Annotated in this window: 27 protein-coding genes and 1 pseudogene; 1 reads left to right on the top strand and 27 read right to left on the bottom strand. The window is 63.0% G+C overall.

Annotated features, from left to right (window positions below):
- Window positions 1-65: 65 nt before the first annotated feature.
- From HPY55_12080 to HPY55_12070, 3 genes are read right to left on the bottom strand one after another with little or no spacing between them, the layout of a single operon-like run.
- Window positions 66-1085, bottom strand: coding sequence for a DUF3189 family protein (locus HPY55_12080; protein NPV71363.1), 1020 nt, complete (start codon window positions 1083-1085; stop codon window positions 66-68).
- Window positions 1086-1102: 17 nt separating this feature from the next.
- Window positions 1103-2338, bottom strand: coding sequence for a stage II sporulation protein P (locus HPY55_12075; protein ID NPV71362.1), 1236 nt, complete (start codon window positions 2336-2338; stop codon window positions 1103-1105).
- Window positions 2335-3108, bottom strand: coding sequence for a DUF1614 domain-containing protein (locus HPY55_12070; GenBank protein NPV71361.1), 774 nt, complete (start codon window positions 3106-3108; stop codon window positions 2335-2337). Before HPY55_12070 ends, HPY55_12075 begins: the two co-directional genes overlap by 4 nt.
- Before the next feature lie 215 nt (window positions 3109-3323).
- Here HPY55_12070 and HPY55_12065 point away from each other — a divergent pair.
- Window positions 3324-3611, top strand: a pseudogene (locus HPY55_12065) (hypothetical protein).
- Between the two features lie 82 nt (window positions 3612-3693).
- Here HPY55_12065 and HPY55_12060 read toward each other — a convergent pair.
- From HPY55_12060 to eutM, 24 genes are all read right to left on the bottom strand, one after another.
- A complete protein-coding gene (locus HPY55_12060; GenBank protein NPV71360.1) occupies window positions 3694-5292 on the bottom strand; it encodes a recombinase family protein in 1599 nt (532 codons plus the stop codon).
- A gap of 392 nt (window positions 5293-5684) precedes the next feature.
- Window positions 5685-6659, bottom strand: coding sequence for a hypothetical protein (locus HPY55_12055; protein NPV71359.1), 975 nt, complete (start codon window positions 6657-6659; stop codon window positions 5685-5687).
- A gap of 57 nt (window positions 6660-6716) precedes the next feature.
- Complete coding sequence (locus HPY55_12050; GenBank protein NPV71358.1) at window positions 6717-7394, bottom strand: hypothetical protein; 678 nt, start codon at window positions 7392-7394, stop codon at window positions 6717-6719.
- A 543-nt stretch (window positions 7395-7937) separates the two neighbouring features.
- Window positions 7938-8405, bottom strand: a complete 468-nt coding sequence (locus tag HPY55_12045; GenBank protein NPV71357.1) for an ethanolamine utilization protein EutQ — start codon at window positions 8403-8405, stop codon at window positions 7938-7940.
- Between the two features lie 136 nt (window positions 8406-8541).
- Complete coding sequence (locus tag HPY55_12040) at window positions 8542-9006, bottom strand: ethanolamine utilization protein EutP (protein NPV71356.1); 465 nt, start codon at window positions 9004-9006, stop codon at window positions 8542-8544.
- A gap of 21 nt (window positions 9007-9027) precedes the next feature.
- Window positions 9028-10116, bottom strand: coding sequence for an ethanolamine utilization protein EutH (eutH, locus tag HPY55_12035; protein NPV71355.1), 1089 nt, complete (start codon window positions 10114-10116; stop codon window positions 9028-9030).
- A 55-nt stretch (window positions 10117-10171) separates the two neighbouring features.
- Window positions 10172-11095: an ethanolamine ammonia-lyase subunit EutC gene (eutC, locus tag HPY55_12030; protein NPV71354.1), complete on the bottom strand. Its 924-nt coding sequence runs from the start codon at window positions 11093-11095 to the stop codon at window positions 10172-10174.
- Entirely contained in the window at window positions 11088-12491 is a 1404-nt protein-coding gene (locus HPY55_12025) for an ethanolamine ammonia-lyase subunit EutB (protein ID NPV71353.1), read from the bottom strand. Before HPY55_12025 ends, eutC (HPY55_12030) begins: the two co-directional genes overlap by 8 nt.
- Window positions 12488-12802 (bottom strand): hypothetical protein, encoded by a 315-nt coding sequence (locus HPY55_12020; protein ID NPV71352.1) that lies wholly within the window; start codon window positions 12800-12802, stop codon window positions 12488-12490. The genes HPY55_12025 and HPY55_12020 overlap by 4 nt, the downstream gene beginning before the upstream one ends.
- Before the next feature lie 40 nt (window positions 12803-12842).
- Window positions 12843-13400 (bottom strand): BMC domain-containing protein, encoded by a 558-nt coding sequence (locus HPY55_12015; GenBank protein NPV71351.1) that lies wholly within the window; start codon window positions 13398-13400, stop codon window positions 12843-12845.
- Complete coding sequence (locus HPY55_12010; GenBank protein NPV71350.1) at window positions 13397-14758, bottom strand: electron transport complex protein RnfC; 1362 nt, start codon at window positions 14756-14758, stop codon at window positions 13397-13399. The genes HPY55_12015 and HPY55_12010 overlap by 4 nt, the downstream gene beginning before the upstream one ends.
- A 5-nt stretch (window positions 14759-14763) precedes the next feature.
- Window positions 14764-15072, bottom strand: a complete 309-nt coding sequence (locus HPY55_12005) for a EutN/CcmL family microcompartment protein (GenBank protein NPV71349.1) — start codon at window positions 15070-15072, stop codon at window positions 14764-14766.
- Window positions 15029-15949, bottom strand: a complete 921-nt coding sequence (locus HPY55_12000) for a hypothetical protein (GenBank protein NPV71348.1) — start codon at window positions 15947-15949, stop codon at window positions 15029-15031. Before HPY55_12000 ends, HPY55_12005 begins: the two co-directional genes overlap by 44 nt.
- A 16-nt stretch (window positions 15950-15965) precedes the next feature.
- Window positions 15966-16790: an ethanolamine utilization protein EutJ gene (gene eutJ / locus HPY55_11995; GenBank protein NPV71347.1), complete on the bottom strand. Its 825-nt coding sequence runs from the start codon at window positions 16788-16790 to the stop codon at window positions 15966-15968.
- Complete coding sequence (gene pduL / locus HPY55_11990; GenBank protein ID NPV71346.1) at window positions 16787-17455, bottom strand: phosphate propanoyltransferase; 669 nt, start codon at window positions 17453-17455, stop codon at window positions 16787-16789. Before pduL ends, eutJ begins: the two co-directional genes overlap by 4 nt.
- Before the next feature lie 3 nt (window positions 17456-17458).
- On the bottom strand, window positions 17459-18232 hold the full coding sequence (locus HPY55_11985; protein NPV71345.1) for a cobalamin adenosyltransferase: 774 nt from the start codon (window positions 18230-18232) through the stop codon (window positions 17459-17461).
- A gap of 90 nt (window positions 18233-18322) precedes the next feature.
- Complete coding sequence (locus tag HPY55_11980; protein ID NPV71344.1) at window positions 18323-18604, bottom strand: BMC domain-containing protein; 282 nt, start codon at window positions 18602-18604, stop codon at window positions 18323-18325.
- 27 nt (window positions 18605-18631) lie between these two features.
- Window positions 18632-20113 carry an acetaldehyde dehydrogenase (acetylating) gene (locus HPY55_11975; GenBank protein ID NPV71343.1) on the bottom strand — a complete coding sequence of 494 codons (1482 nt, stop codon included), beginning with the start codon at window positions 20111-20113 and terminating at the stop codon, window positions 18632-18634.
- On the bottom strand, window positions 20103-20747 hold the full coding sequence (locus HPY55_11970; GenBank protein ID NPV71342.1) for a BMC domain-containing protein: 645 nt from the start codon (window positions 20745-20747) through the stop codon (window positions 20103-20105). The genes HPY55_11975 and HPY55_11970 overlap by 11 nt, the downstream gene beginning before the upstream one ends.
- Before the next feature lie 28 nt (window positions 20748-20775).
- Complete coding sequence (gene eutL / locus HPY55_11965; protein ID NPV71341.1) at window positions 20776-21432, bottom strand: ethanolamine utilization microcompartment protein EutL; 657 nt, start codon at window positions 21430-21432, stop codon at window positions 20776-20778.
- Between the two features lie 50 nt (window positions 21433-21482).
- The gene (gene eutC, locus HPY55_11960; protein ID NPV71340.1) at window positions 21483-22358 is read right to left on the bottom strand and encodes an ethanolamine ammonia-lyase subunit EutC; all 876 of its coding nucleotides are present in this window, start codon (window positions 22356-22358) and stop codon (window positions 21483-21485) included.
- 25 nt (window positions 22359-22383) lie between these two features.
- Window positions 22384-23748, bottom strand: coding sequence for an ethanolamine ammonia-lyase subunit EutB (locus tag HPY55_11955; protein NPV71339.1), 1365 nt, complete (start codon window positions 23746-23748; stop codon window positions 22384-22386).
- 26 nt (window positions 23749-23774) lie between these two features.
- Window positions 23775-25226, bottom strand: a complete 1452-nt coding sequence (locus HPY55_11950; protein ID NPV71338.1) for an ethanolamine ammonia-lyase reactivating factor EutA — start codon at window positions 25224-25226, stop codon at window positions 23775-23777.
- Window positions 25227-25244: 18 nt separating this feature from the next.
- Complete coding sequence (gene eutM / locus HPY55_11945; GenBank protein ID NPV71337.1) at window positions 25245-25580, bottom strand: ethanolamine utilization microcompartment protein EutM; 336 nt, start codon at window positions 25578-25580, stop codon at window positions 25245-25247.
- Window positions 25581-25627 lie beyond the last annotated feature (47 nt).

The following is a 25627-nucleotide window of genomic DNA, read 5'->3' as shown; positions in this document are numbered from 1 at the left end:
GGGGGCTTTTTGGAGTATTGTGCCAGAGCATTTCCCTATCATTATGGAATAGCCTGCAAAGGGCGTCAATAACGCGGGGTGGCCGGCCCGGCGGTGCTTCTCCCCGCGAGTCTCAGGCGGGTGCGGCACGCCAGGGAGACGAACCTCCAGTACTGCCTGCGCACCCCCACCGCCGCCAGGAACCGGCCGGCCCTGACAACACCCAGCCTCCTCGACAGGAACCCACCCACGCGCACCAGGCCCCCGGCGAGCGGAAGGCAGTCGACGAACGAGACCCTTCCGTCCAGGCCGCACAGCGAGGTCGCTTCCGACACAAACCGCCTCGCGGCGGACCGCGAAGGGCCCAGCCCCAGCACGAACACCCTCGCGGCCGTCTGGTCCTCTCCCAGATACACCGGTGTACCGATCTGGTCGTGACGGACGCGGTCGAACCAGCGAAGCGCCAGCAGCTCACGGACCGCCGGGACACGGGATGCAGGCAAGAGCCCCAGGTGTATGGCAGCGGTGGCGACCGACGAGTGCGCGGAACCATAACAGTGATAGAAGACGAACCGGTCCCCCGGCCCGTTGGGCCTGGGGATGGAGGCGGGCAGCGCCTCGCCTGCGCCGCCGCTGGCGAACGCCTGATCTTCAGCCCCGGACACCGGGTGACGGTCGTCCCGCTGCGGCGCGTACCGGAACCTCGTGCCTCCGGCACGCGCAGGTCCTGCGGCCAGGAGCGCGAGTCCGAGGTTCTTGAGTCCCAGATAGCGCCATACAGCGTGTCCCAGTGCCGTCCTCACCGGCGTAGCCCGCCCGCGCACCCCGCAGCGCGCGTCCGACCGGATGAGACTGATCACAGGGGTCTCACAGCAGGCGCTCAGGATTCCTTCCACCGCCTTACGGCCTATGGAAGCCGCACCCCCGAGTCCAACCGCATATACCTCGTTCCCATCCGCGTCGGCGCCGGCGTAGTAAATCCTGCCGCATAAACCCGGTCCATTGCTGGCCCAGAACTCCCGGGGCGTTTCCGCACCACCTGCGCGCGCGAGGGCGTCTTCCGCGGCCGTGTAAGGCAGGCCGGGGGCCCAGTAGAGTATCTTCACACGGGCCCCCTCCCCTGTCAGCTGCCGCAGCCACCCTTGTTCTCCTCGCCATTGCCGCGATTGCCGCGCGAGCCCCCGGAGCCGCCGCGCCGCCGGCTGTGCCCGCCCAGGTAGTTCGCGAGTTCGCGCCCGCCGAACTTCCCGACCTTCGACATGGCCTCTTTAAGTCCGCCAGTCGAGATGAACAGGTAACCCACCACGCCGAGGCCGAGTAAGACCAGGATTCCGCCCAGCGCCCTTGCCGCGCTCCTTCCCTGGGCTCCGGTGGTGCCCGTAAGGCCACCCCCCGGCAACGTCGACGCCCCGACCACCTTCGGGAGGTCGTCCGCCAGAAGGCGTACCGCCCGTTCGGCCTCCTCCCTGCTGTTGGAGTCGGCCCCGACCTCGAGCAACAGCGCCCTATCGTGCAGGTCCTGGTTGAAACTGCCCCTTGCGAGCAGTATGCCTTTGATGAGCCCGGGATGCGTCTTGTCGACGGCCGTCTTGAGCCGCTTCGCGAACTCTAGGTTCGTCTGGTACTTCGGGTTCTGCCTGCCGACCACCAGCATTATCTGCGTGACCCTGTTGCCCGCAACCTGCTTCGTGTACTCACCCGGTGGCGCCGCGTCGCGGTGCACGTCGAACAGCGCCGCACGGGCCTGGCCGACAAGGTTGGCAGCCGTCCTGCGCGACCGGGCATACGCCATCGCGTCGTGCGGAGCGTGGCTCGTCGGGTCCTGCACGGCGTGAATGGTCTTGCCCGTGAGCGCGTCCTTCAACACCGTGCCGACCCTGATCACCCCTCCGCCCGTCCTCACGCTCTCACTCCCCTCAGTAGGCACGTAGGCCTCGTCGGAGTGAGTGTGATATATGCCGACCGAGTTCGCCGGCGCCCCACGGCCGGGCACGGGGGCCTGCGCCCCGCCTACCCCCGCGGCCTGAGCGGCGGGGACCGGTTCCTCGATCGTGACGGTGCCCACCAGCTTGCAGCGGGCCTTGCCACCCGCGACCTCTATCACCTGGTAACGCTTGTTGTCGGCGGAAACGAACTCGTCACCGGCAGCGAGCACGTGGCCGGTGTGCGAAATGACAGCCCCTGTCTCGTTCACGACGGTGACGTACTCTCCCGTCGGCAGTTCCTCGTGGGGGCCGGCGACGGAGGCTGCGGGCCACAACAAAGCCGCCCTATCCGACCGCTCCCGAATAGCCCCCGCCCCGAACGCGACGGCCAGCATGATCGCCAGTATCACCCAGCGGTATTTGGCCTCTCTCACAGATCATCACCGCCCTCATACGGGTCTTCGCATTCCGGCGTCTCGCAAGACTCCCGGCGTGCATCCGTGCGTCCTTCCCCGGGCGAATCCTCGTCGTCGCCGCCGAGCATGCCCGTCAGCCTCGACGTCTTCGGACCCCTCTCGTCCCTCTTGGCGGTCCCTCCCTGAAGCCTCTCACGGCTCTCCCCGACGAGTTCCGCCAGGAGAACGGCTATGATCCCGGCTATGATGACGGCGTCGAACGCGCCGGCGCCGCCGATCCACGTCCTGCCGGGGATCCTCCTCGTCAGGAGCTCGATGTACTGCGCGATGTCGGCCAGTATTACCCCGACGGTGCCCGCCACGAACGCCGCTCGTCTCGACCTGCCCGCGAGATAACCGATGACACCGCCGACTATTCCGGAGACGTACAGTGTGTCGATCATCATCGCGGGAGGCTCTGCGGGCAACAGCTTCCCCGCGCCGTAGATGGCGGCTCCGGTAACCACGGCGGCGATGGTCCCCCGAACCCTTTCGGTTCTCTCATCCGCCGTGCTCAGGAGGTATATGGCCAGGGCCAACGGGACGAGCCCGCCTCCTATGTTGAGCATGAGTTCAGCCGGAGTCCTCACGAGGGTGATGTTCAGGAAACCGCCCACGATGAGCGCGACGATGAACCCCAGGGCGGTCCTGTCGTTGAGCCGCATCCTGTCGAGGACGCGCTGCGCCAGCCCAAAGTAGACGAGAATCGCTGCGGCAAGGAGGAGAATCATGCCAACCGGTACCCTCATCTCTTCAGCCCCTTCCACTTGTGTGACTGTAATTGAAGCGTCGCCAGCCAACGCGGCGACCGTGGCTAGTGGTCCCCATCCAGCGCAGGAATTATGCCGAAACAAGCCGCGAACAGGCACAGGCCCGGTCGCGTCCAAATAGAATAACCCGGATTAAGGGCGGCCTGCCGGCATGGGAGGGGTAGAAGGTGGGCAGTAGTCTGGGGAACGGTGGTCTGGGGAACAACAAGAAGGGCTACGTCAAACGCGTGTTTCCGGGTAACAACACCCCGCGGGGGTTCTTCTCATTTTACGATCACATCGTGACGGCCGACGCCACGCGTATCCTCGTAATAAAGGGTGGTCCGGGCGTGGGCAAGTCCACTTTCCTGTCCAAAATAGCCGAGGCGATGGTGGACCGTGGCTTCGACGTCGAACTCCATCACTGTGCCTCAGATAACGATTCACTCGATGGCGTGGTGTTCCCGCAGATAGGCATAGCGTCGATAGACGGAACAGCCCCTCAAAGCGACGTCCGGAAGATCGACCGATGCGGCCTGCTCCAAGGGGGCTCGCCGCCACGCTGGTTATGATCCTCCTGGAATCCTAATCGGGTATCTGAGCCGGCACCGGGCCGGCGTACAATCCCCGCTCCCTCCGCTTGCTGCTGGGAGGGCCGATTTTGGCCTCCCCACTCCCCGAAAGCCGCGCCTCTACGATTACCACATCGGGACTCGCGGTCACGCTGGTTACGAGCTTCCGAACGATGTTCAGGCGCTCATCGAAGTCGAGCGCCTCCAGGTAGTTCAATATGTGGGTAGCCATAGCCCTGAAATCGTTCACATCCTGAGTCGTCAGGGTGATTCGCGCAAGTTTTTCCTCGAGCTCCACTCGCCTGGCTAACAGTGCCGAGAGGAAAGCCACCAGTGACCTCAAGCGGCGTTCCACTTCCTCCACGGTCACAAGGCCACGTTGGTACAGCTCGACCAGCCGGTTCCTCTGCTCAGCGCAGTCCTCAATCTGTACCTTGACGCCCTGCAACGCGTTCTCGAGGGGCCCCGCCATCTCGCGAGTCCCCTGGAGGATGTCCCGCTCAAGCGCTCCCGGGTCCCGAAGCCACCCCATAACCCCCTCCCATACGATGGATTCAAGCAGGCCGGCCGGGATAAACGGAAGATGGCACCTCGGTAGGTTCGCCTTGCCCGGGCTCCTGGCAGTACACACGTAGTAACGGCGCTTCGTCCCATGGGCGGTACTCAGGTTTCCGTGCAGCGTGCTCCCGCACAGCCCACACGCCACCAACCCGCTCAACAAATACTCGGCGCGGGAGAAGCCCGCATGGTGGCGCCGCGCGAAGGTGATTCTCTCCTGCGCTTTCTCGAATGTCTGCAGGTCCACGATCGGCGGAACGGGAACCCCTATCCATTCTTCCTTGGGTCGCACCCGGCGTCGCACCCTTTGGGCAGGTGGAAGTCGCCGGCTATTTTTGACCCCTGTCGCGTCGTACCGGCGCAGATACATGACCCCAATGTAGGCCGTGTTCGCGAGGATCCGCCTTACCGTGGTTCTTTGCCACACCACGCCCTGGGGAGACGGAATACCCATGTTGTTAAGCTTCGCGACTATTCCGTGGCACCCCACATCCTCGCTGACGTACCAGTCGAAGATTTGACGCACAACGGCAGCCGCAGTTGGGTGGACCTCGAGGGTTTTCTCTTGCGGACAATACCTGTAGCCATAGGTCCGCGGATTGTGCGTAAGCCGCTTCTCCTGGGCCCGCCGGACCTTTCCCCGGGTCGTCCTCTCCCTGATCTTCTCCTTCTCGTACTCGGCGATCGCCCCCCGCAGCGAATAGAAGAGCTTCCCTTCCGGGGTGTTCTTCCACTCGAAGTTAACGAACTCGAGGCTCACGCGGGCGCGTTCGAACTCCTCGGTAAGCAGTAGCTGGTGGGACAGGTTCCTGGCGAGGCGGTCCGGATCGAAGCATACGAACAGGTCCACACCACCCCGTGCCACCCTGTCCCGGAGCGCGTCCAGGCCCGGCCGTTGAAGCACGCTCCCCGAAGCCACGTCGCGGTGAACCTCCACATCCGTGGCGCCCAGTGAGCGTGCGTGGCGCTCACAGGTGGCGACCTGGTCCTCCAATGAGGAACCGCGCTCAGCCTGTTCCTCGGTGGACACTCGCGCGTACACCACCGCAAGCACGGCTTCCCGCCCCTTTCGCCTCTTGAGAACCTCGTTCTACCAGATACCTTTCTATGAGGAAGCGCCTGGCGTCGCGGAGGCCCATACCTCCGTCGTCAACCACCTTCACCACAACCCTGGGGTTCCAGGCTCGGCGAGCGCCCGACCCAGTGTCCCTATTCCTGCAAACCTGTCTCCGGAGCACCTCCGTACCTCGTCTCTCCGTGACTCTGACTAATCACTATGAGGCAGGTCTTGGCCCCTTTGAATGAAAAGCAGAAACCGCGCTTCACTCTCGCCCGAAGGCGGAAGAGAGCAGCGCGGTGTTCTTCAGCGAGGTTCTATGCGTTTCCAGCCGTCACGCGGACGCGCGCGGTCCTGGTCATGATACAGTGGGGGCGCTGCATCCGCAGTCATCCCCGTAGTGCCTCACCGCCGGAGGGCGTTCGCTTGGCCATGAACGGGATTACCAGCAGCAAAACCCCCGCAAACGCTATCCCGCTTCCCGCTATCTGCCACGTAGCGAGGATCTTGAAGACGGTGGCCTCCACCCATGCCTGGAGCGGCAATGCGTTGAAGGGAGGTGAAAGCTGGAATCCGGAGGTCATGCCGAGCAGGGACACCCTGCCCGTCATGCCAAGCGCCGTGACCCCGATTCCTCCCGCGAGGAATCCAGCGCCGAGCCATGCGGCGATCCCACGTCCTCTTCCGGCAACGAGCCAGGCCAGCAGAACCAACAACATTGTCGCCAGCGCCCCGGCGGGTCCAGCGAGCATGATAGCCTGGACCTGCGGCCGAATCCGGGACATCGCCATCACCGCCTGTTCCGCCTGCAACCGGCTGGGCGGAACGCCGTCGGGAAGATTGGATATGGCCTTTTTGATTTCAGCCAGGAACGGAGCCGGGATCTTCTGTGTGGTCAGGTATTCAATGGCCATTGCCTTACGCTCCCGCAGGCTTATGCCGAGTTCCGGCGCCGGACCGCCTTCCTTGAGGAACTTCAGAGACCCTGTGAGCAGGCGGTTTACTTCCTCTTCGATCCACGCCGGGGATACGATTTCCGACATGGCCGCGCGTATTACTTGCGCGATCGCGTCGCGCTCGGACGCCTTGAGATCGGGTTTCTTGAGCAGCTCCGAAGAAGCGGCTTCTCCGAGAAAAGCAGCCGCTGCGCTGTACATGTTCACCTTCTTAAGCATCGAAATGTGGAAGGAGGGTTCAAGAAGCATCGCCCTGGCGGTCCAGCCCGCGGTGTCCACCAGGATCAGGCAGGGCAGCAAAACCACGCACATGAGGAACAACGTGACCCACCGCACAGCTCTACGCGGGCGCCCCGGGATCAGCCACCCAACCGCCAACAGCACGGGAAGGGCCAGTATTATGGGCATTATCGGATCACCTCACCCCTGGATGTCCACTCATGGGGCTGTCGGGGGTTCACCCCATCATGGACCTTTGCACCGCTTCTGGGCGATCGTCATATAGATCATGCAGCCGACAAACCCACCCACCTCAATCGCAGCAAGCCCACGGGGGCCCAACCACGATAGACTGGCTTGCCACGAAGGCACGTAGAAGCCGGGGGAGATGGCTACCCCCACCGTAATCCAGAGGAGAAACACCACCCACGTGAAGGTCATAATTGAATACTTGCGCAGTCCTTCCTTCCGGATCTGGAGCCGTGGCGACCTCAGATTCAGTTCTTCAAGGAAACCCTCGTGGCTGGCTACCCAGCGGGGCAGAGAGATGTTGCGCCGGACCCGGCCAACTCGGGAATCGCGTTCCTGGGTCATCACAAGCCCCTCCGAGCCGGCCCCCAGAAACACGATCTCTTCGTAAGGGGCCAGCGTGCTCCCCAGGACGGTGTTCCTGATTCGTACCCCATCTGGGAGAAGGACTATTGGGCGTGTGGCAAACCCCCAGATGAGCAGGGGCAAGATGCTGAAACACAAAAACATCAACCCGGCGAACGCCAGGCCATCAGGCTGGGAGGATGAAAGACAACACATCCACAGACCCCCGCCCAGTGATGCCATGCTCCACGAGCCCCAGAGAAGGTGCACGGCCCACATCCCGTCTGCCAACAGCCGTCCCTTGAAAACCTTGCGATCAGCGTGTGTCACCATGATTCCCATCCTGTACCTCAATATGGTGGAGGGGCAGCAGTCTACTACTTCACCTCAAATGGGAACGACTTGGTCTCGATATTGTATTACTTTGTGGTAATCTGAATATCCTTTACGACTTCTCCCTCCAGGACAAGCCGATCACCCTTGGAAAAGGACGCATTCCTCTGGAGTTGCATGCCTGGCCCCAATTGCTGTCCCGGAGGAAGACGCCCCCTGGATAGCCATAGCCCGGCAAGGGAGAACAAAGCGCAGTTCATCATGGGCAGGTCGCCTCGTGCATACAGAAGGGATGTGAAGAACGTCATTCCCATGGAAGCGAGGAATTACGGATGCCGCACGAGAGAATACGTAATACGGGAGCCCCCACCGTACTCCCAAGGCTGTGTGTGAAACGGGTGAGCCATAGAAGGACGGTACCGCCCAACCATATGAGAGACGCGTACCACCTCCTGACGTTCCGGGTGTAGAGACGTCCGGCGCAAATCCTGGTTCCGCTATGGCCACCCCCGCCTCATTGGGCTCGAAATCCCTCTTGTGTCACTGGTTTGCCCAGTCAGCCGGATAGGTGGTGTAGAGGAACAGCGCCCTGTCCGGCGTGCTAAACTTTATGCTCGTGCCCTTCGGGATGAAGATGGCATCCCCGCTGAAAGCCCTGTAAGTACGATCCCCGACGATGATGTCGAGGGTCCCGTCCAGCACGTAGTCAACTTCCTCGTAGTTCAGGGTCCAGTCAAACGTGCATTCCCGGAGTTCCATTAACCCGATCGCCATCGAGCATCCATGGGACGAGTTGACGAAATCGACCAGCCGCGCGTTGACCCCCGGCACGAGGTCGAACTGCTTCAGGCTCATTTCCACGCCCTTTATCAGGAAGACTCCCCGGTCGCCTCCCTCAGCCCTTCCCCCCGGGTTTTTGCCCCGTTCCTTCTCAGCACAGCCTGCGGCGCCCCCCAGCACGGACTCGACTACTTCCCTGACTATCCTCTGGATCTCACGGCTGTCCATAAAACAAATAGCCACCTCCCTGCAGTGGCTACACCCTCGTAGCTGTCCACGCCTTTGTGCTGTATGACACATTCGACGAGTCCCTGCAGTCTCCTCTGAATCTCACGGGGAGGGCGGCGCAGCGTTTCCAGGCGGCTCACGTCTTCCGGCGATCTGCCAGGCACGCAACCCGATCCACACCCTCTCCCGTGACTACCGAAACCCGCAGGTACGGCCCGGGGACGCCAGCGCCGGCGAGAAAGCGCTCGGCTCTTGGGAGGTCGGCCTGGGGGGAATCGATCTTGGTGATGATGCCCACCGCCCTGTCGCGGAAGGCGTATGCAAAACCGGGCGGCACGGTAGGTCTTGCCGCCGTGGCGTCCTGCACCACCCAGACGCCCCGCGCGTCTCCCACCTGGCTGAGGACGGCAAAAAATAGCCGGGGGATCTGGACATATTCCCCCGGCGTATCGACCGCGAAGTCGTAGAACTCGAGCGCCTGTGTCTTGGTGACGGGCGCGCCCAGGTCCAGCAACCGCCGTATGAGCGATGTCTTGCCGCTTCCGGGAGCGCCTACCACCAGTATCCTGGCGTTATCGCTCTGTCCCGCCGTCACAGGCATCGGATCCTACTGCCTGCTTCATTACGTCTTCACGTCGGGCTTTGGAGCCACTAGAATGGCCACCAGGATGGCCGTCACGCCGGCCACCAGCTTCCCGACGATCATGGGCAGGATCATTTCCTTCTCGACGCCCGCCGTGAACCCGAGGTGATCCCCGAACGTGAACGCCGCGCTTACGCAGAACGCCACGTTGAGCACCTTGCCCCTGTCGTCCATGTCCTTCATGATGTTGAACATCGGGATGTTGTTAGCCAGGGTGGCCACTAGGCCGGCCGCGCCGACTTCATTCATTCCGAGGCTCCGGCCCAGCGTGAGCAGCGGCTTGTTGAACACCCTGGTTATGACGGTGACCATGGGGTACGCGCCGAGGAGCATGATGCCTATTGCCCCTATGATCTTGATGCCTTCTTCAACCGGAGCCATGCCGGGGATAATGACCACCCCTGTAAGGGTCTCAAATACGATCGCTGCAAGCCCGATTGTGATCATGATCACTACGCCCGTCCCAAACTTCTGGAAACCCGACACCATCCTGGTGGGGATTCTCCAGAGGCCGAGGGCGATCAGTATGGATACAATCGCCACTGGAACCAGGTTGGACACGATCATGCCCATCCCGTACCCTGCCACCAGCCCGCCAGCAAAGCACCCAATGGGTATCGTTATGAACCCGGCGAGCATCCCCAGGGCAAGCCACTTCCTGTCTTCCGACCGTATGATCCCAAGCGCAACGGGGATTGAGAAGACCACCGTGGGCCCCATCATCGAGCCCAGGATTATGCCGGCGAATTTCCCCGCCTCGGGCGTCAGCGCGAGCTCCTTCGCCAGCGGGTAGCCACCCATATCACACGCGAGGAGGGTGGTAGCGAACATCGCGGGATCGGCGCCCAGCGCCTGGTAGACCGGTACGACCACCGGCTTGAGCAACGTCGCCAGGACGGGAGCCAATGAAACCACACCCACCATGGCCAGGGCAAGGGGACCCATGGCCATGAAGCCCTCTTCGAACTGCTTGCCCAACCCGAACCGGTTGCCGATGATCCTGTCGATGGCCCCCAGGATCATGAAACAGGCCATCACAGTCACAATGATCTGGCTTATATTAGCCATGCGCATCCTCCTTTGAAACGTTCTCTAGCTAGCATCGGAACGTCAGGTTTAGCAGTCAACCGGCACCTCCCGTTGTAAGTTTGATACCGCTCGCCCTGGCGGTAATGATCTGCTTCACCATCGAAGCAACGTGCGCACCCGCTTCAACGGGCGGGAACCCTCCGGAATGAATGTTGGCGACCATGCTCATGTCCGACTCGACAGTCTTCGCTCCGGGCCTGTAGCACATGTACGAGCTCATGCTCCTGGCGGTGACCAGGCCCGGCCGCTCCCCGATTATCTCAACTACCACCTCCGGCCTCAGGACCTCACCGATGTCGTTCATGACGGCGACGCGGCCATACCTGACGAATACAGGAGTCCCCTCGCGCAGGCCCTCATGGGAAAGACCCTGTCTGAGAGATGACAGGAAGTCCCTGGCGTTCCCGAGGATCGCCGATGAGCTGAGTCCGTCCGCTACGACCACCTGGACCTGCATCCCGTGTTCGCACCTTCCTTCGAGAACTGCCCTGGCCTGCCCGGAAAGGCGACGGCCGAGGTCGGGCCTTTGCAGGTACTCTTCCTTGCTCGAACACTCCGTCTGGGCACAGACGAGGCCGAGTTCCTCGGCGAAGGCCGCGGGGACGTCGGAGAAAACCGCGTCCATCGCCTGAGCGTGGTCGGCCCGGAACCGCAGCCACGGGATGGTGAGATATCTGGGACCGGCTCTCCCGAGGCCTATTCGCGCCGGAGTGCTCTTTTTGAGCTGGCGGAGGTACTCGGGGTCGGCCGGGTCTCTGACGAAGGTCTTCTCCTTTATGTCATAGGCGGTAATGTCGCTGAGGCAGTCATTGCCGCTATTGCTGAGTACCGAGAACCTCCACCGCTGGCAGTCCTCCTCGGCATCCCAGATTTCGGGAACCGGGCTCCTCGGGGTCGCAGCGGGGCCGATCCTCCTCGACACCTCCTGGACGATCAGGTCAACCAGGGCCTTATCCATTCTTGCAGGCCCCCTTTCCGCGGGGAGGCGACTTCTTCGCGAACACGGATGGGTCACCGGCGCTCTCCGTGAGCCTGCCCGCCTTCATGAACTCCATGTCCTCCAGCCAGGCCTCGAATTCCGGTACCGGCCTGAGCCCCAGGAGCTCTCGAAGGGTGGCGTCGTCGTGATAACTGGTGTCCTGGTAGCTGAGCATGCAATCATCGCTGCCCGGCACGCCCATGTAGTAGTTCGCCCCTGCCAGCGCCAGCAGCATGATTGCGTTTTCCTGGTCGTTCTGATCGGCCCTGGTATGGTTCGTGTAGCAAGGGGCCATACCCATCGGCAGGCCCGTCAACTTGCCCATGAAATGGTCTTCGAGGCTCGCCCTGATGATCTGCCGGCCGTCATACAGTGTCTCGGGACCGATGAATCCGGAGACATTGTTCACCATGAAGGGGTCATAGCGCTTCGCGAACCCGTAGGTCCTCGCCTCAAGCGTCATCTCGTCTGCGCCGTGATGCGCGTTCAGGGACTGTTCGGAGCCCTGTCCCGTTTCGAAGTACATCAGGTTCGGCCCCGTAGCCAGGCCTTTTTTCTTGATCAGCTCGTGCGCCTCGTCAAGAAGCTTCGCCGATATGCCGAACACCGTATTGGCCTGCTCGGTCCCGGCCACGCTCTGGAAAAACACATCCACCGGCGCCCCCTGCTTTACGGCCGTCATCTGGCTCGTAATATGTGATAAGACGCAGGTCTGGGTGGGGATTCCCCACGTCTCAACGAAGTCGTGGGCAGCCTTCATGAGCTTAGTGGTGTTCTCCACCGTGTCCTCGTTAGGGTTTATCCCGAGGACGGCGTCACCGCAACCGTACGTCAGCCCCTCCATTACGGATGCGAGTATCCCGGGAACGCTGTCGGTGGGGTGGTTCGGCTGGAGGCGAAACGCGAGGACCCCCGGCCCGCCGTGCTCGGTGTTCGCCTTCGCGGTGATCCTGATCTTCCTTGCGGCGTAAACGAGGTCCATGTTGGACATGAGCTTGGCGACGCCGGCGACTGCCTCGCTCGTGAGTCCCCTGGATATTCGCTTGATGCCCTCACCGGTGGTAGCGTGGTCGAGGATATACTCCCTGAGCTCCGCCATCGTCCAGTTCTTGATGGATTGATAGATGGGTTCCCTGACGGCGTCGTCGATGACTCGCGTAACCTCATCTTCGTCGTAAGGGATAACCGGGTTTTCCCGCAGGTCCTCGACAGTCATCTCGGCAAGCACCCTCTTGGCCGCGACCCTCTCCGCCGCGGATGTGGCCGCGATACCGGCGAGGGCGTCGCCGGATTTCTCCTCGTTAGCCTTGCCAAGCACTTCCTTTACGGACTCAAACCTGTACTGTCTGCCGAACAACCTGGTCGTGAGCCTCATTCCCGTGTCCTCCCGGACAGCTGGTCGATGACGGCCTCAACAACCCTCTGCCTGTCGCCAGGGGAGGCGCCCGCCAGCACGCTGTCCACAACGCGCGCGACCGCCGTGACTAGGTTATCACCGGACGCTGCCGCCGGCCCGGAATCCGCGGATTCCGCGCCGCCGGGTTCGCCGTAAGCCACCTCGATATTGAACGCATAGATCAGGTCTTTCGCGCCGGGCGTGATGATCGCCCCTTCCGGCAATACCAGGTGTTTCTGGCCGGCGAAATACATGTCGCGGATTTCGTTGGCAGTAACCAGGCGCTTCATCCTTATCCCTCCTTGGACCCCACCCCATTGCCCGGACCCATTACAAGATCGCCCTCAGCACGTCTGCGCTGAGAGACGGGATAACAACCTTCGAAATGAGGAGCCCATTCTGCGCCGCCAGGCTGGCCCCGGCCTCGACCGCCGACTTGACAGCGGATACCTCGCCCACAAGGGTAACGTGCGACTTCCCGCCGATCCCGATGGCGACACGGACTTCCACCGGCACAACGTTGGCGGCCTTCACCGCCGCATCAGCCGAAAGTATCAGCGAAGCGACCGTGAAGGTCTCGATTATGCCGAGCGACACCTGCCCGGTGCTGATGTCGACGGGTGAGGCGCCGAGGATGGCCGGGATGATGGACTCATGGATGTTGGGGATCACGAAATGATCGATGACCGAGCCTTCAGCCGTCTTCAAACCGGCCTCGACGGACGCGTTGACAGCGGCAACGTCCCCGCCGACCATGGTGATGTGCTTGCCCGAACAGACAGTCCTGCAGGCAAGCAGGGTGACCCCCGCCCGTTTCACCATGGCGTCGGCCGCCTCGTAGCCGCGCCCTATACTGATGCACTCAACCAGGCCGATCGCGTTGTTCATGCGCTGCTCCTCCGGATGACCACGGCTTGTTCGTCAACTCGCTCAACTGCCCCGGAAACTGGAGCGTGGACGGGTACCCCCATCTTCCCCGCCGGCACGTCGGCCACCACCTGTCCTTTCTCTACCTGGTCTCCGACCCTGACCTGCGGAAGACATGGAGCTCCGACGTGCTGTTTGAGCAACAGAGTAACCTCAACCGGAACCGGCGCCTCGCCTGAGAACTCTGGCTCGACGTCGTAAGCGTCAAGACCGAGACGCGCCTTGAGTCTCCCCGTCGGGACCAGCCGGTAGGCCCTGGCCGGATCCGGTGGTCTCATGTCGCTGAACTCCGGCCGCCGGCCGGCGCCGGCCAGATCCACCTTTAACCTGGCGTTGATTCGCCTGGGCGCAAGGTGCGACGGGCAGGCGTACGCTTCGCATACCCCGCACTCGGAGCAGAGCGCCGCCATTTCAAAACGCCCCGGGTAGTTCAGCATGTAACTCGCCTCGAGCATCAGCCCGTGCGGCTTCAGCCGGTGTCCCAGGAGGTACCTGGGGCACAACTCGGTGCATGCCATGCACTGAATGCAGTGCGAGCGGGCACGCCTGAGACTGACGTCCAGCGGAGCGGAAAGCCTCCTGATCCACTCGTTATCCTCCGGCATGACGGTGATCGCCGACGTCGCCCTGGTTATCGGATGCCGCAGTGCTGAGACCATCTTCCCCATCAACGGCCCGCCGTCCAGGATCCTGAACGATGCCACAGTGGCGCCGCCTGCGGCCGCGATCGCCTCGCCAAACGAAGTCCCAACTGCAAACCGCGCGGTTATGGGCCTGGCAACGGCGCCCGCGACCGTAACCCACTTGCCTGTGACGGGTTCCCCGTGCTCGACCGCCAGGGCGAGGTTCACGAGGGTCTCAACGTTGTTGACAACCACGCCGACGGAGAGCGGTATACCACCCTGGGGGACCCTCCTGCCAGTGACCTCGTACACGAGGACGTGCTCGTCCCCCGCAGGGTAGAAGTCGCCAAGCAGGAAAATGTCTACAGTACGCCGGTCGCCGTTGGCCGGAGCGAGACCGTCGATGGCGGCCTTCAGGGCCGCCACGGCCGCCCGGTACTTGCTCTTGAGCGCGATTACCCCCCTCGACGCTCCGGTTGCCTCCATGCCGTACAGCAGCCCCCGCACTACTGAGGCGGCCTGCCTCGCCATGATCTCCTGGCTCACGTGCACGAGCGGTTCGCACTCGGCGCCGTTGGCTATGTATACCTGCGCCTGGCTCTCCAGCTTGACGTAAGTCGGGAACGCGGCCCCGCCCGCTCCAACCACGCCAGCCTGACGCGCACTGCGCCCTATTTCCGAATGGAAGCCGGCCAATCTCGTCACTCCCGCGCTCCGGCCTCATCACAGCTCAGGACCCTGGCCCTCTCAACCTCTACGGTGTCGATGATCCCCACGACCGTCGCGTCAATGGGGACGTCCCTGCCGTCGGCCACCATCCGCGCCGAACTCCCGTGCACTACAAGCACCAGTTCACCCTCGCCCGCCCCCAGCTTGTCGCCCGCCACGAGTACGCGCCCGGAGGGTTCCCCCGCAAGGTCGATGGGCTGGACCAGCAGAAGCTTGTAGCCCTTCAGCGACTCCTCTTTACGAGTGGCCCAGATGTTCCCCTTGACCCGTCCGATTATCACTCACATCACCTGCCCTGAACGAGGATGACGCCGCCTTTTCCACCACCCTCTCCACAAGGACACCTCGCTCTTTCAGGTAGTCCAGTGCCAGCGGTGTCACTATGGCCCGCTCGCCGATCCCGAGCGACCGGCTCTCGCTGTGCCGTCCCATCCAGTCCATGGCGCAGCGCAGATCGACGAGCCTGGCTTCGAGCGCCTTTCCGGGCGCCGTGGGGGGTGAGGGCCGCGGCGCAGGCGCGCCCGCAACGGGCCTCAAGTATCTGGCAACCCCGGCGGCGAGACGCCCAGCCTTCACTGTCCGCGCTCCGTAGGACTCCAGCGTCCTGATATGTCGCAGGACAGTCTGCCTGTAAGCGGCGGGACCAAATTCAACGGCCAGCGAGTCGGTTACCAGCACTACCGGCTTTCTCAGCAGGAACGCGCACGCCAGCGCATCGCTGACGAGTGAATCCCTGATGCCGAGGGCGGCCTTGGCGGCGGTGTTCTGGGTGAGGAACGGCGCAATCACCACCGAGCTGCGGTTGACCAGGTCGTACGGGTTTGAACAGGCACCCTTCGTTTCATCGATGAGATCCACCGCGCCCAGCTGTTGCGCCACTTCCCGGCCCAGGACCCGCGAGGCGGCACGAGAGAGTATACAGTCGAAGCGGACCGGCATCGCGGCAATCTCCCGGAGCTGTGCCGACACGGTGTCCGTAGAACCGGTCCCACCCGTGAAGAGCACCAGCACACAAGGCCCGGCCGGGTCGGCCGACGGCGCCGCCTCTGGAGCCGTCTCGGCCGTCGTCTCGCGGCCGGGTCCGGTCGCGTCCCCACGCAGGGCTTCGATCACCTGCCGGACTATGATGTCAACGAGTTCCTTGCGATCGCGGTCCAACTTGCGCCACCGCCTTTCACGCACACGACATGGCTATCCCGAGCGGTGTGACGAGAAGCGGGCTCCTTGGCTTTAACGTCCTGATCCCGGTTTCTTGCTCGACTATCCGCTCGATTCCGGCCAAACAACTCGTTCCACCAACGAGGTAAATGACGTCAACCTTGAACCGCCTGGTATGCTGGATGATTATGCTGGAAACCTTCTGTATGACGGGTTTTACCAGGGGCACGATCTCCGCTTGCCTGGACGGGTCGGTTTTGATGGCCTCCGCCTCCGCGAACGGGATCTTGTACGCCCCCGCAATCACCAGAGTAAAGTGAGTACCTCCTGTCGGTTCATCGGCGGTGTACACCACCTCTCCGTTCCGGACGACAGCTATGCCGGTGGTCCCGCCGCCGATATCCACCACGGCGCCATCCCTTATGCCAAGTACATTGTTGGCAGCCGTAGGTTCATCCACGATAGCTGTGGCCTCGAATCCGGCGGACTCACACACGTATCTCACGGTGTTCATCGCGGCCCGCCCCGTCCCGGGTGGGTAGGCGCCGGCGGCCCTCGAGAGCTCGCGCCCCAGGGCGTTCTCGATCTCGTGTTTCAGCCTCCGGACGGTTCTGACTGCCCCCGTGAAGTCGACTACCAGCCCGTCCCGCACCACTTCGGCGTAGCAGTACCGGGCGGTAACAGGTCTTTTGATTTCATCGACGACGGCCACCACCATGTAGGCGGTGCCCAGGTCGACGCCGGCAAGCAGATCACCGGAAGCGCCGTCCAGGTTGGGGCTCTCCACTCCCTTTTCCAGGAGGTCTATCAGGGTATCGGCGCGATCCAGGGCCGCGTTCAAGGCATATCGACCTCCTGCACCACGAGCTCCGCCGTGTCCCCGGTCTGCAGGCCGGCGGCGTTCGCCTCGTCTGTGTCGGCGTGAAACTCGAGCGAGAAGTCGTCCCGGACCCTGAGCGCGACGTCCGAGAAGATCAGCCTCCGGTCCCCGGTGCGAACAACGACCAAGACGTTCTGCCCGTCCGAGAGGCCGAGCGACGCGGCCTGCCCGGTCTGCATGTGAACGTGCCTGCGCGCAACGATGACCCCTTCTGGGAGGGCCACCGACCCCCGTGGCCCGACGAGCACGGCCCCCGTGCTGCCCGAGAGGTCGCCGGATTCCCTCACCACGGCCGGAATGCCGAGGTGCAGGCAGTCAGTGCGGCTGACTTCAACCTGGGTCCGTTTGCGCAGCGGACCCAGGACTCTCACGGGAGCCAGCGCACCGCGGGGACCCGCCAGCAGCACTGTCTCCATGCAAGCGAACTGCCCCGGCTGCGAGAGGTCATTGCGCTTCTCGAGACGATGTCCCTCTCCGAAAAGCCTCCGGCAATCGTCCTCGCTCAGGTGAACGTGCCTGCCCGACACCCCTACGGAGATTTCCAGGCGTACTCCCGCCCGGGCCCGCCCTCGCTCGAGGTGACGTCTGACCTGCTCGACTATGATGTCGATCACGTCGCTGGACATCCTTCATCTCCCCCTGGCAGGGGCATACTTCCCGGCGGCCAGCCTGCACATCATCACGTAGGCTACGCTCGACAACCTGTTCAAGGCCTGTATGATGTCCTGCCTGGATGGCTCGGAGAACTGATCCGGCCAGAAGGCCTCGACGGCCAGGAGTTCCGCCTGCCTTATGCCGGTCCTCACAAGATTGAGCCAGCTCATGACCTCGCCCATTTCGTAGGACGGCAGTATGTGCTTGATGCCCAGGGACGACGCGGGGTCGTGCGATACGGCTCTTACCTCCGCAGCGCTCATGCCCATGATGTTCATGTCCGGAAGCGCCCCATCCAGGACCTCGGCTCTCAGCACCTGGCGGGTGTAATCCAGCAGCTCGCTGAGGTGCTTGACCAGCTCCGGCAATCCGCCCCTCTGCGCGAGGACCTGGGCCTGGATGATGAGCCCCTCGGTCGCGTCGATCTGGCCCCTCAGCCTTATGCGGGGATGGAGCTTGGGTACGAGCCTGTTGCCGCGGAGGTGTGTCATGAACTCGGGCTTCTCTGCCAGCACCCCTCCGCATGGCAAACAGGCGAACCTGGCCCCGGGTTCGTGCTCTGCCGGGGCAGCCTCACGATCCTCGTGGCCCGGTCTCTGAACCTCGTCCCCGATCACCAGCTGGATCCCCTTTTCCGCGAGGAACGCGCGCGCTGACGGCGTCACTATCGTTCCGGGATCGACCCTGCAGGTATGGAGTGGGCCGGTCTTCATGGCCTCGCGCAACTGCATTTCGGTCAGCACTTTCACGCAACCACCCCCATGTCAGCTCCGTGCATGAAGCGGGCCGACAGGCGCCGGGTGGACCCGGTGGTCACGCGGGCCCATCCGGCCCCGCGATCAGGAATCCATCGTCTTCGTCTTGACGCTATCCTTGGGCAGTATCATCTCCACTTCAGGGTGCGGCCTCGGGATCACGTGGACCGATACCAGCTCCCCTACCCTCTGGGCAGCCGCCGCTCCGGCGTCCGTCGCAGCCTTGACCGCGCCCACATCGCCGCGGACCATCACTGTAACCAGGCCACCCCCAACGTGCTCTTTCCCGATGAGCGTCACGTTGGCGGCCTTTACCATGGCATCGGCGGCCTCGATCGAAGCCACGAGGCCCTTCGTTTCGATCATGCCTAGAGCGATCTGGTTTTCAGCCACTTACATTCCCTCCCCTTGAGTCTTACCCAGTCTCCTCACCACTTCGCGCACGATCTCCTCAATATCCAACGCCGCGGCCTGGCCGCCGGCCGGCTGGCAGGGCGGGCAGGCGGGCGGGCGATACCCTTCCGGCTCCCGAAGGCCGTATGCAACTCTCTTGATGTTGAGCAGGTGCAGGGGGCCTATGTTGTCGGCTGTCGCGCTTCCGCCCCACGTCCCGCACCCCAGGGTCAGCGCCGGATCCAGCCCCGTGGTCGCGCCGACCGCCCCGTGCGACGCCGGCGTGTTCACGAGGATCCGGAACGCGGGTTTTTTGGTCGCGAACTCCATGATGACCGCATCATCCCTGGAATGAATGACCATGGTGTGACCGATGCCCCCGAACCTGAGCATCTCGATGCATATCTCGCACGCCTTCTCCCAGTCCGGGACCGAATAAAAAGCCAGCACCGGCGACAACTTCTCGCGGGAAAGCGGGTAGTCTCTGCCGACGCCTTCCAGTTCCGCGACCAGCAACCTGACGTCATCAGGCACGGTCACCCCTGCCATCTGCGCGATCCTGGTGGCAGGTTGGCCGACCACCCTGGGGTTGACCACGCCCGAAGGGTCGATCACCACCCTCGAAACCGCCTCGATCTCGGACCCGCTCAAGAAGTACGCGCCGCGCTTGTGCAGTTCGTCTGCAGCCCTGTCCCTGATGCACTGATCCACGATAACCGCCTGTTCCGAGGCGCAGATCGTACCGTTGTCGAACGTCTTGGAGATCACGATGTGCTCGACAGCCCTGGCCACATCCGCCGAGCGCTCGATATAGGCGGGGACGTTCCCCGGGCCGACCCCGTAGGCGGGTTTGCCGGAACTGTATGCCGCCCTCACCATGTCCGACCCGCCGGTGGCGAGTATCAGGGCTATCGAGTCATGCCGCATCAGCTCGTGAGTTGCCTGGAGGGTCGGCGAACGCAGGCAGCCAATAATCCCCTCGGGAGCGCTGGCCTTGACTGCGGCCCTGTGCATCGCATCGACAGCCTCCGACGTACAGCGCGCAGCGCGCGGATGGGGACTCACGACGATCCCGTTCCGGGCCTTGATTGAGATCAGGCACTTGTACATCGCGGTGGAGGTCGGATTGGTCGTCGGCGTCAGGGCGGCGATGACGCCGACCGGTTCGGCGATCTCGATCACCTTTTTTTCGGGGAACCGGTAAGTGACCCCGACCGTTTTCAGGTCCTTGATGAACCCATACACACCCCTCGTGGCAAGCAGGTTCTTGACGACCTTGTCCTGCCAGACTCCGAGGCCCGTCTCCTCAACTGCGTGTTTGGCCAGCCACTCCGACGCCCCTTCCCCGGCCTCCGCCATAGCCTTCACGATCTGATCCACCTTCTCTTGAGAGAAGGTCTTGAGCTCTTGCTGGGCCGAGGCGGCTCCTGCAACCAGGTCCCTCATGTCCTGTATGGCAAGCAGGTCAGGGTCAATGCGCATCGCTGTCGCCTCCCCCTTCGAGCGCGGCCGCCGTCATCTCCAGCAGGAGCTCTTCCTTGCGCGCGTTCGAGATTTCTATCCCGCTGAGGCGGATGTTGGGGATGTACCTTGCGATCTTCCTGAGCTTCCAGACCGGGGCGTCGCTCAACACGCCGACGTCCTCCATGAGCGCTTCAACATCTGTCCCCCTGACGATCTCCCTCACCCGGGCGGTCGCCGCCGGCAGGTCTTCAGCCGGTATCTCGCCGGCGGGCGGGACCTCCGGCGACAGGTATTCTGGAGCAGCCGCGCCGGGTGATTGCTCGCTGGATGAAGCGATCTCGGTTTCCGGCGGCCTGAGCGGCGCCGGCCCCCGCGTGCCGGGCCCGTATACGAGCTCGCGGATCCCGGCGTGGGGCCTCGGGATGACGTGCGCCGACACGACCGTCCCTACCCGACGGGCGGCTGCTTCCCCCGCCGAAACGGCAGCATTGACGGCTCCAACATCGCCTGTTACCCGTATGGTGACGAGACCCCCGGTAACGAAGTCCATCCCCGAGAGCCTGACCTGAGCGGCCTTGAGGCACGCGTCCAGAGCCTCGATGGCCCCCACAAGTCCCCTGGTCTCTATCAAACCTATAGCCTCTCCAGCCACACGTCATCAGCCCGTTTCATGGGGTTTTTCAGAAACGCTTCGGATAGCGCGCAACTTCCATTACGGCCGCCGCAAACGCGTCACACGCCGCCTTGCATGCGGACTGGGTCCCCGTGAGGTGCGCCCCGGCGAAGTTGGTCTCGGATGGCGGGCCGAAGAACTGGACCATCTTCACCTCGGCGGCCTTGATGGCCTGGTCCACCGCGTACAAGGCCTCAATGGGCGGGGCTATCAAGTACGCAAGAGGCTCGCCAGCCGGAATGCCGCACTGCTTTGAAAGGAATGTCCCCGTCCTCGAGATGCAGTGCGGATACATTGCGATGGTTCCCTCTTCGTTCGCCGCGTAGAAACACGCGTCGCGTTCGATACACTCGATGGCCGCGTTGATACCGGCCTTGACCTCAGCAGGGTTGGGGCCCGCCAGGATGCCGATGAACTCGCCCGAGAGCGGACCCGAGGCGTGCGCCGCGCCGGCGTAAAAGGACCTGGCGTAGACCACCTCCACCTCCGCTTTCTTGGTCGCCTCGTCCACGGCCGTGTAACCAACGTCGTCGATGTTGCAGGTCAGCATCCCTACACTCTTCTGGTGGGGCTGGAGCTGGAGCTTCTCCGCCATAGACTGGTTAATACTGGGGATCAGTTTGATGGCGAGGACCTCCGCGCGGATTGGCTTGAAGCCGTACACTCTTGACTCCCTCCTTGTCGACTCTGTGTCAGCCGCCTGGCGCCGCCGTCTTATGCCTGCAGGTTGAGCCCGCTCGCCCTCGCGTCGAATATCTTCCTGGCGATGCTGGCAGCGTGGGCGCCAGCCTCAGCCGGAGGCAACCCCCCCCTGTAGATGTTTGAAATCAACATGCGTTCGGACTCGACAGTAGACTTGCGGGGCCGGTAACACATGTAGCAGCTCATGCTTTCCGCGGTGACAAGGCCCGGGCGCTCGCCAACCATCTCCACGACTACTTCGGGCTCGAGGACTTCCCCGATATGGTCCATGATCGCGACGCGACCGTACCTGACGAAAAACGGAGTGCCGCATTCGAGGCCGTTCGATTTGAGTCCCTGGAGCAACGCAGGGAGGAAATCCCCGATGTTGGCCTCTATGGCCTTCGAGCTCAGACCGTCCACAGCCACTACCTGGACCTGTGGTTTGGCCTTGCAACGGGACTTGATGGTGGAGATCGCTTCCTCGGACAGTATCCGGCCCAGATCCGGCCGGGTGAGGTACTCGTCCTTGTTCGTGGCGGCGCTCTTGACGCAGAACAGGTCCATTTCTTCCATCAGGCCCTCATCGACCTCGCCCCAGACTGCGTCCTTCGCCGCGGCGTGATCGGCTCTGAACCTCAACCACACCTCGGTAAGCGGCCGGGGGCCTGCCCTGTCCACCCCGATCCTGGCGGGAGTCGTCTTCTTCAGCTGGATCAAACCGTCCAGGTGCAGTGGTTCCCGCATGAACACCTTTCCCTTCAGGTCATAGGCGGCCAGATCGGGCAATCCACCATCCTCCCCACCCGGGGCGCCCGCTCCGGGGGGCTCCGGCGCGGGGACGGTCCCCACCCCCAGCCTGTTTACCACTTCTTCAACTATCTTTCGGATCTCGGCTTCCGTTACCATCGCACCGAACCTCCTTGTGAGCGCTTCACTTCAGGAAGATAGTGGGGTCTCCGGCCTTATGGGTGAGGACGCCGTTCTCCATCAGCCCCATCTTCTCGAGCCACTTCTCGAACTCCGGCGCGGGCCGCAACCCGAGCGCCTGGCGGAGCGATGGGGTGTCGTGGTAGCTCGTGCACTGGTACATGAGCATCGGGTCGTCCCCCATCGGCACGCCCATGAAGTAGTTGCATCCCGCCGCCGTGAGGAGAACGGCCAGGTCCTCCACGTCGTTCTGATCGGCCTTGGCATGGTTGGTGTAGCACGAGTCGCAGCCCATGGGAATGCCGGTAAGTTTGCCCATGAAGTGGTCCTCGAGGCCGGCCCTCGTGATCTGCTTGGCGTCGTACAGGTACTCGGGGCCGATGAATCCGACGACGGTATTCAGGAGGAGGGGGTTATATCGTTTGGCAAGCCCGTGTTTCCGCGCCTCCAGGGTCATCTGGTCGGCTCCATGATGGGCGTTCGCGGAGAGCTCCGAGCCCTGGCCGGTCTCGAAGTACATGAGGTTCGGCCCCCTGGCCACGCCGTGCTTCCTGACGAGTTCGTGCGCCTCGTCCAGCATCGCCACGTTAATGCCGAATGCCTCGTTGCCCTTCTGCGTCCCCGCAATGCTCTGGAAGACGCATCCGACGGGGGCACCGGCCCGGATGCACTTCATCTGGGTCGTCACGTGTCCCAGTACCGAATGCTGGGTGGGGATCTCCCACTTGACGATGAACTCGTACAGCGCGTTGAGCAGCCGGGTCAGGTTGTCGACGTCGTCAATGACGGGGTTGACCCCGATGACCGCGTCTCCAACGCCGTAGGTGAGTCCCTCCATGAGCTCGGCCATGATGCCCTCGACGCTGTCCGTGGGATGGTTGGGCTGGAGCCTCGCGGCCAGCGTGCCGGGCAACCCGATCGTGTTGTTGCACCGGCCGACCCTGCGGATCCTGGCTGCCCCGACGATGAGGTCCATGTTCGACATGACTTTTGCGACTCCGGCGATCATCTCGCTCGTGAGACCACGGCTGATGCGGTCGATGTCGTCGCCCCTGGTCCTGTCGCACAGCATGAACTCCCTCAGTTCCGCGACGGTCCAACCCTTGATCCCGGTGTAGGCCGGCTCGTTCACCGCGTCCTGGATAACCCTCGTTACCTCGTCCTCTTCGTACGGAACGACAGGATTGTTCCTGAGGTCTTCCAGGGTCAGGTTGGCCAGCACGTGTTTGGCGGCGACGCGTTCGGCGTCGGTCTGCGCCGCAACGCCCGCCAGCCTGTCGCCCGACTTCTCCTCATTCGCCTTAGCAAGGACTTCCTTTATGTCCTTGAACTTGTAAACCACACCGCGAAGCGTAGTCTTGAGGTTCACAGCATTACGTCCTCCCCTCGCCGATTTCACTCATCCGAGAAAACCAGGGTCTTGACCACGACCGGCACAACAGTCCCACCGTAGAGTGGCTCCCCAATATCGATGTAGTCTCCGCTTTCGACTCGAACCTGGTCGACACACACGATTGCGCGGTCATGATTCAGGATGGCCTGCAACGATTGCCCGAGCACTTTCCCGTAATCGCCGCCGCTCACCACAACTATGGGGGCGTTTCTCGCGCCTGCGAACACGCCGGCTATGGCACGCGCAAGCCGCTGTACCTCTTCGAAGCCCGGGCGCGCGACATCGAGAGCCACAGCGACAGGCTCGGCGTTGCCCGCCTTACCGATTACATAAAGTGCCCGCTCGATGGCCCGCTTCGTATCCTCGACGTCAGCGGGGAGGCTACCCGCGAGAGGTTTGGCGACAGGAACATTCCTGAGAGGAAGAACGCCCGGCTCACTCAGGAAAATGGTGCTGCCGCTGAGCTCGGTCATGTGAGCCCCGGCGCCGATCACAGTGGCGTAGATCGTCTGGTCGGGCCTGAACACCCGCGGACTCCCAAACAGTCCCGTCCTGCGGATCTCCTCGGCCAGGAGCGGGCCGAAATCGCCGAACCTAACGGCTTCGTCGATCGTGGAAACCTGGCCACCCGAATACAGAAGATTGCCGACGCCGCCCGAAAAGCAGATCTCATCGGGAGCCGCTCTGAGGCCTCTCGCCTCACCGATCATCAGAGAGGAAGCAAGGCCCGAGAGTACACCGCTCATTACCTCTTCGAGCACCTGCGCGAGTCGACCGGCAAGCCGCCGGAGCCGGTCCATGTGGACTGTCTGCCCGGTCCGGAAGTCCAATCCGGTGGAATTGAGAACGGCGAGGCCGGGAGCCGATATGTGCTCGATCATCCTCGTGGAGGGATCGACGCGTATCAGCCTACCTCCCACATTGAGAGCGATCGCGTCCTCAGGCTCGCCCCCGGAGAACAGCGCGATATTGGTGGTTCCTCCGCCGATGTCCAGGTTCGCCACCGCGTGCCCGTACTTGCGGGACCTGGCCGCCGCCCCGGAACCGCGTCCGGCAATCAGCGCTTCCAGCTGCGGCCCCGCTGTCGCCACCACGAACCTGCCGGCATTGGCAGCCAGCCTGTGAAGAAGAACCTGAGCGTTGGACTTCAGAGCCGCCTGGCCGGTGATAATGATAGCCCCGCTCTGCACGTCACCCGGTAAGACCCCCGCCTTCTCGTACTCGCGGAGTATCAGCCTGGTAAGCGCTTCCTCATCGATGGCCTCTTCTCCGCAGAACGGGGTTGGGTGTACGTCGCCAACGTAGATGACTTCCTTGGAGACGATCTCCACGCGCGGCGTCGATGTGATCGAGCCAAGGTCTTTCAGCCCCAGCCTGGTCAGAACGAGTATCGTCGTGGTGGTTCCCACGTCAAGCCCCATGCTCAGTACTGTTTCGGTGACGTGCTGTGACAAATCGGATCCTCTCCCGGATTACCTGGCGTGAGTCCTGGGCAAGACATTCTCCACTTCTTCGTGCGGTCGCGGAATCACGTGTACGGATACGATCTCACCGATCCTCTGCGCGGCCGCCGCTCCGGCGTCTGTCGCTGCCTTCACCGCGCCGACGTCGCCCCTGACCATAACGGTGACCAGCCCGCCACCAACGCGGACCTTGCCGAGCAGGCTGACGTTGGCGGCCTTGACCATGGCATCAGCCGCTTCAATGGCGCCCACGAGCCCCCGCGTTTCCACCATACCCAGCGCCTCCACCCAACACCACCTCCAGCGATCTTCTGAAAGAAAAACAAAACCCGAGCCATGCAGCATCATCGCTGCACGACCCGGGGCTTCCGTTGCCCCAGTCGAACCGTCAT

The sequence above is a fragment of the Bacillota bacterium genome, assembly GCA_013178305.1.
GTDB lineage: Bacteria > Bacillota > Sulfobacillia > JABLXB01 > JABLXB01 > JABLXB01.
This window is presented reverse-complemented; position numbering and strand designations above follow the sequence as displayed.